We start from the raw sequence: 6,838 nt of genomic DNA on the forward strand, positions 1-6,838 counted from the left end.
TATTCCGGTCACTTGTCGAGATTCAAGCGCCTCTCTGTCCAAAAATTGCGAGCACGGCGCCCGGCCGTTGTCTCGGCCGCCCGTCGGGGTGGCTACCGGTCGGCCGGAGTGTCCCGGGCGGCCGGCGGGCACCAGCCCACCTCCGCTGCCTGTAAGTGATCATTCGAGACTTGCGTCGACCGGGCAGTTGGCGGTTCATTTCTTGCAGGAACACGACATAGGATTGCGGCGTGACGAAGAGGTTGACGGAGGTCGCCCGCAAGGCGGGCGTCAGCGAGGCGACCGTGAGCCGGGTGCTCAACGGGCGCGGTGGCGTGTCTGAGGCGACCCGGACCGCGGTGCTGACCGCGCTGGACGTCCTCGGCTACGAGCGGCCGACCAAACTGCGTGGCGAGCGTGCCCGGCTGGTCGGCCTGGTCCTGCCCGAACTGCAGAACCCGATCTTCCCGGCGCTCGCCGAGGTGGTGACCGGGTCGCTGGCGCAACGGGGCTTCACCCCGGCGCTGTGCGCCCGCACCATCGGCGGCGTCCCCGAGTCGGACTACGTCGAGATGCTGCTCGACCACCAGGTCTCCGGGGTCATCTTCGCCGGCGGCTCGTACGCCCTGGCGGACGCCCCGCACGAGCACTACCGGCGGCTCACCGACCGGGGGCTGCCCGTGGTGCTGGTCAACGCGGGCGTCGACGAGCTGGGGTTCCCCCGGGTGTCCACGGACGACGCCGTCGCCGTGGAGCAGGCGTACGGGCACCTGCGCTCGCTCGGCCACGAGCGGATCGGGATGGTGCTCGGCCCGGAGGACCACGTCCCGTCCCGGCGCAAGCTGCATGCGATGGTCCAGGCTGCGGGCTGGACCGACGGCGCCGAGCACGTCGAGCGTTCCAGCTTCTCCATGGAGGGGGCGCGGGTCGCGGCGACCAAGCTGGTCGAGCGTGGCGTGACCGGCATCATCTGCGCCAGCGACGTGCTGGCCCTGGGCACCATCCGGGCCGCCCGACGGCTGGGTCGTGCGGTGCCGACCGACGTGTCGGTGGTGGGCTTCGACGACTCCGCGTTCATGACCTGCACAGACCCGCCGTTGACCACGGTGCGGCAGCCGATCGAGACGATGGGGCAGGCCGCGGTGGACCTGCTGGTCACCCAGATCGAGGGGGCCGGGGTGCTGCACGACGAACTGCTCTTCGAGCCCGAACTGGTGGTACGCGGCTCCACCGCCCCGGCCCCCGGCCGCTGACCGGTCCGCGACCGACCGCCGTCCACCGGTCCGGCCGCCGGCTGCCGCGCCGGACCTCGACCGACCAGCCGACCCATCCGGTCAACTCTCCAGCCGCTCAACGACGCTCCGGCCGTCGACCGCTGCTCGCGGTCGGCGGCCGTTTCGTCGTTGCCGGCACCGAGCGGCGTCGCCCCCTCGGGTCGCGGTCCGCGGCCTGAGCTCCCAGCAAGGGTGAGCCCGGCAAACGCGGGCGGCCGGCCGCGCAGTCAGGATCTGCCGTTGGAAAGTCGCATCCTTTCAGGCCACGATCGAAACCTTGCTGAAATGAGTCCGCCTCGTTACAGTGACCCCACTCACACCTGACCCGGCGGTGACCGCGGGCAGGTCGCGTGGTGGATGCAGATCACCAGCAGGCATCCCCGCGGTGACGATCACCGCAGATCAGCGAAGGCCATGGATAAACCCGTTCCCGAAGGGATGGACAGATGTCCGTACCGCAGTACCGGAAGGCTGCGGCGCTAGCGCTCGTGGCCGGCCTGGGGTTCAGCCTCGCGGCGTGCTCCACGAAGAGTGACGACTCGGGGAAGGACGCCGGCGGCAAGGTCACCATCACGGTCGACTGCCAGCCGGTCGGCTCCCAGAAGGAGCTGCTGCAGAACTGGAACGACGACGTCGCCGAGTTCCAGCGGCAGAACCCCGACATTGTCATCAAGAGCGTCAGCGTCGGCGAGCAGTGCAACAACCCGCCGGACTTCACCGCCCGCCTCGCCGGCGGCACCGTGACCGACGTGTTCTACGGGTACATGACCGATCTGCAGCAGGTGCTCGACTCCGGTCAGGCGATGGACATCACGCAGTACGCCGCCAAGGACACGATCCCGACCTGGGAGAGCATCGACCCGGCGCTCAAGGGGGTCTTCACCGACAACGGCAAGCTCTACGGCGTCCCGGTGAAGAACTACTCGATGGGTCTGGTCTACAACAAGACCCTGTTCCAGCAGGCCGGGCTCGACGTCAACAACCCGCCCAAGACCTGGGTCGAGGTGCGGGACGCGGCCAAGAAGATCTCTGCGCTCGGCAACGGCATCGCCGGCTACTCGGAGTACAGCGCCGGCAACACCGGCGGCTGGCACTTCACCGCCGAGATGTACTCCCAGGGCGGCCAGATCCTGACCGCGGACGGCAAGAAGGCCGACTTCAACAACGCCCAGGGCAAGCAGGTGCTGCAGAACCTCAAGGACATGCGGTACGGCGACAACAGCATGGGCTCCCGGCAGCTGCTGCAGTGGGCCGACCTGCTGACCAACGCCGGCGCCGGCAAGGTCGGCATGTTCATCGGCGCGCCGGACGCCACCACCGCGATCGTCACCCAGTTCCAGGGCAAGTACCAGGACTGGGCGATGGCCCCGATGCCCGGCCAGGACGGTCCGGCGAAGGGGACCCTCGGCGGCGGCGAGGGCTACTTCTTCAAGAAGGGCCTGACGCCCGAGCAGGTCAAGGCGGGTCTGAAGTGGCTGGCGTTCGAGAAGTTGACGCCGGGCGAGGGCCAGTTCGACTACGTCCGGGCCAAGCCGCAGAACCAGCCGGTCGGTCTCCCGCAGCCGACGCTGTTCGCCGTCGGGAGCGACGCGCAGAAGAAGGACCTGGAACTGCGAAAGGCGAACGCAAACGTGCCGGTGGAGAACTTCGCCGCCTTCGAGGCCAACCCGGCCCCGATCAAGGGGGAGCCGCGCAACGCCCAGACGATCTACGCGGTGCTCGACGCCGCGATGTCCGGGGTCCTGACCAGCTCAAACGCGAACATCGACGCCCTGCTCAAGACGGCTGAGGACAAGGTCAACCAACTGCTGGCCGCGGGGAGCTGATCCGACGGGTGCGGGGGCCGGCGCACCGGCCCCCGCACTCGCCTCACAGCGTCCGCTCACCGACCCCCGCAGGAGATGTCTTGACGATCACCACCGTCCCGGGTACCACCAGACAACCGGGTCGCCCCGAGCCGCCGTACCCGTCGCGGCCCCGGCACACCAGCCTCGGCCGCAAGGTGCGGGACAACGTCACCGGGCACGCGTTCCTGATCGGGGCGGTCTTCTGCTTCGCCGTCTTCTCCTGGTACCCGATGATCCGCGGCATCGTGATGAGCTTCCAGCGCACCCGCCGGGGTGAGACCACCTGGGTGGGCTGGGACAACTACCTCCGCATCATCAACGACCCCAGCTTCCTGACCGCCTGGAAGAACACGTTCTACTTCACGTTCCTGGCGCTCGTCCTCGGCTACGCGGTGCCGTTCTTCGTGGCGATCCTGCTCAACGAGTTCCGCCACGCCAAGGGGTACCTGCGGATCCTGGTCTACCTGCCGGTGATGCTGCCGCCGGCCTCGGCGCTCTTCCTCTTCAAGTTCTACGCGTACGACCCCAGTGACGCCGGTCTGTTCAACGCGATCCTCAAGGCCCTGCACCTGCCGACGTCGGAGTGGATGCAGTCGCCGGGGATGACGATGCCGGCGATGGTGATCGCGTCCACCTGGATGAACATGGGCAGCGCGGTGCTGATCTACCTGGCCGCGCTGCAGAACATCCCCGGCGAGCTCTACGAGGCGGCCGAGCTCGACGGCGCCGGGATCTGGCGGCGGATCGTCAACGTGACCATCCCGCAGACCCGGCTGATCCTCGCCCTGCTGGCGATGCTGCAGATCGTCGCCACCATGCAGCTGTTCATCGAGCCGCTGATCCTCGCCAACGGCGCGGGTACGGGCGACTCGGCCACCTCGGTCGCGTACCTCATCTACCAGCACGGGTTCTTCCAGAACGACCTCAACGGCGCCGCGGCACTCGGCGTGATCATGCTCGTGGTGCTGGCCGGCTTCTCCGCCGTCTACGTGCGGCTGACCGCGAAACAGGACTAGGACGGACGAGCAATGGCACAGGACTCCGGGACCCGGACGCTCATCTCCCACGCCCAGCTCAGCCGGGGGCGCGGCAGGGTGATCTACTGGACGCTGCTCACCGTCGTCGTCGTGGCGTTCACCCTCGTCTTCATCGGGCCGCTCTACTGGATGGTCACCGGCGCGCTCAAGTCCGGCCAGGAGATCGCGCAGACCCCGCCCTCGCTGTTTCCGGAGGACCCCCGGCCGCAGAACTACGTCGACGCTTGGACCAACCTGAACCTCGCCAAGCTGCTGTTCAACACGTTCTACTACGCGACCGGCGCGGTGCTGTTCCAACTCGTCCTCGACACCGCCGCGGCGTACTCCCTGTCGAAGCTCCGACCGGTCTTCGGCAACGCGATCCTCGGCCTGATGCTGGCGACGCTGATGATCCCCGCGATGGTGCTCATCGTCCCGCAGTACGTGACGGTGATCGACCTGCCGATCGTGCACCTCAACCTGCTCGACTCGCCGTTCGCGATCTGGCTGCCCCTGGTCGCGAACGCGTTCAACATCTTCCTGCTGAAACGGTTCTTCGACTCGATCCCGGAGGACCTGATGTCGGCGGCCCTGGTGGACGGGGCGACGCCGCTGCGCACGCTCTGGTCGATCATCCTGCCGATGTCGCGCCCCATCCTCGGCGTCGTTTCGATCTTCGCCGTGACAGCGGTCTGGAAGGACTTCCTCTGGCCGAAGCTGGTCATGCCGTCGCCCGAGACCCGCACGGTCAGCGTCGGCATCTACGCCTTCTCGGGCGGTCAGCCGATGAACGTGGTGATCGCCGCCTCGGTCATCGCCGCGATCCCGACCGTCATCATCTTCCTGATCTTCCAGCGGAACATCATGTCCGGCCTGACCACCGGCAGCCTCAAGGGCTAGCCCTGGGCACCCACCAGCCCAACCTCCGTGGCGACCGACGGTCGCTCGCCCGGAACACATTCAGGTCCGGCGAACCCGCCGACGTACCGACGCAGAAAGCAGGTGCTCGTGTCCACAGCAGACGACCCGCGGTGGTGGCGCAGCGCGCTGATCTACCAGATCTACCCGCGCAGCTTCGCCGACGCCAACGGCGACGGGATCGGTGACCTCGCGGGTATCCGGCAGCGTCTGGCGTACCTCGCCGACCTCGGTGTCGACGCCGTCTGGTTCAGCCCCTGGTATCCGTCGCCGATGGCCGACGCCGGCTACGACGTCTCCGACTATCGCGACATCGACCCCGTCTTCGGCACGCTCGCCGAGGCCGAGGAGCTGATCGCCGACGCGCACCGGTTGGACCTACGAGTGATCATCGACGTGGTGCCAAACCACTGTTCGGACGCGCACCCGTGGTTCCAGGCCGCGCTGGCGAGCCCGGACGCCCCGGAGCGGGAGCTGTTCTGGTTCCATCCCGGGCGCGGGCCGGACGGGTCGCAGAAGCCCACCGACTGGGTCTCCCCGTTCGGCGGCGACACGTGGACCCGCACCACCAACCCGGACGGCACGCCGGGCGACTGGTACCTGCATCTGTTCGCCCCGCAGCAGCCGGACTTCAACTGGGACCACCCGCGGGTGCGCGCCGAGTTCGAGGACATCCTGCGGTTCTGGCTCGACCGGGGCGTGGACGGCATCCGCATCGACTCGGCGGCGATGCTCGCGAAGGACCCGGCGCTGCCCGAGGCCCCGCCGGAGGGACCGAGCCCCTTCATCGACCTGGACGCGGTGCACGAGATCTACCGCAGCTGGCGGCGCCTCGCCGACCAGTACCCGGGCGGTCGGGCCCTGATCGGCGAGGTGTGGCTCCCCGACCACCAGCGGTTCGCCGACTACCTGCGCCCGGACGAACTGCACGCGGCGTTCAACTTCGACTTCCTCGGCTGTGCCTGGGACGCGGCCGCGCTACGCGCCTGCATCGACACGACGTTGGCCGCGCACGCCCCGGTCGACGCCCCGGCGACCTGGGTGCTCTCCAACCACGACGTCACCCGGCACGTCACCCGCTACGGCCGGGAGGACACCACGTTCAGCTTCGCGGCCAAGCGCGAGGGGGTTCCGAGCGACCTGGAGCTCGGCACCCGCCGGGCCCGGGCGGCGGCGCTGCTCTCCCTCTCCCTACCCGGCGCCGCGTACGTCTACCAGGGCGAGGAACTGGGCCTCTGGGAGGTCGAGGACATCCCTCGGGAACTGCTCCAGGACCCGATGCACTTCCGCTCCGGCGGCGTCGACCCCGGCCGGGACGGCTGTCGCGTGCCGCTGCCCTGGTCCGGCGAGACGCCGCCGTTCGGCTTCAGCCCGGACGACGCGAGCGCCGCCCCCTGGCTGCCGCAGCCGGCCGACTGGAAGGACCGTACGGCGCAGGCGCAGGCCGGTGACGACCGCTCGATGCTGGAGCTCTACCGGGCCGCGATCGCCATCCGCCGGGCCGAGCCCGCGCTGGGCGACGGCGCGATGAGCTGGCTGCCCGTCCCGGACGACGTGCTCGCCTACCGCCGCTCGCCGAGATTCGTCTGCCTGGTCAACCTCTCGGGAACCCCGGTGCCGCTGCCGCCGCACACCGAGCGGCTGCTCAGCAGCGGGCCACTCGAGGACGACCTGCTGCCGCCGGACACCGCCGTCTGGCTCCTTACCGCCGACGAGACCCCGACCGCTCCCGACCCGGCCTGACCGCCGCGGTGCCGGCGGGGGGGGCCCCCCCCCCCCCCCCCCCCCCCCCCCAAGAACCCCC

General features: G+C 69.3%; 5 protein-coding genes. All 5 read left to right on the top strand.

The window, feature by feature from the left end:
- The first annotated feature begins 230 nt into the window (after positions 1-230).
- The 5 genes from ACL02O_RS14185 (at position 231) to ACL02O_RS14205 (ending at position 6,777) form a co-directional block, all read left to right on the top strand.
- On the top strand, positions 231-1,232 hold the full coding sequence (locus ACL02O_RS14185) for a LacI family DNA-binding transcriptional regulator (RefSeq protein WP_412818518.1): 1,002 nt from the start codon (positions 231-233) through the stop codon (positions 1,230-1,232).
- A gap of 467 nt (positions 1,233-1,699) precedes the next feature.
- Complete coding sequence (locus tag ACL02O_RS14190; RefSeq protein ID WP_412818519.1) at positions 1,700-3,079, top strand: ABC transporter substrate-binding protein; 1,380 nt, start codon at positions 1,700-1,702, stop codon at positions 3,077-3,079.
- 80 nt (positions 3,080-3,159) lie between these two features.
- A complete protein-coding gene (locus ACL02O_RS14195; protein WP_412818520.1) occupies positions 3,160-4,116 on the top strand; it encodes a carbohydrate ABC transporter permease in 957 nt (318 codons plus the stop codon).
- 12 nt (positions 4,117-4,128) lie between these two features.
- The gene (locus ACL02O_RS14200; protein WP_412818521.1) at positions 4,129-5,016 is read left to right on the top strand and encodes a carbohydrate ABC transporter permease; all 888 of its coding nucleotides are present in this window, start codon (positions 4,129-4,131) and stop codon (positions 5,014-5,016) included.
- 108 nt (positions 5,017-5,124) lie between these two features.
- Positions 5,125-6,777, top strand: coding sequence for a glycoside hydrolase family 13 protein (locus tag ACL02O_RS14205; protein ID WP_412818522.1), 1,653 nt, complete (start codon positions 5,125-5,127; stop codon positions 6,775-6,777).
- The last annotated feature ends 61 nt before the right edge of the window (positions 6,778-6,838 follow it).

Origin of the sequence: Micromonospora mangrovicola, assembly GCF_047200535.1 — a bacterium.
Classification (GTDB): domain Bacteria; phylum Actinomycetota; class Actinomycetes; order Mycobacteriales; family Micromonosporaceae; genus Micromonospora.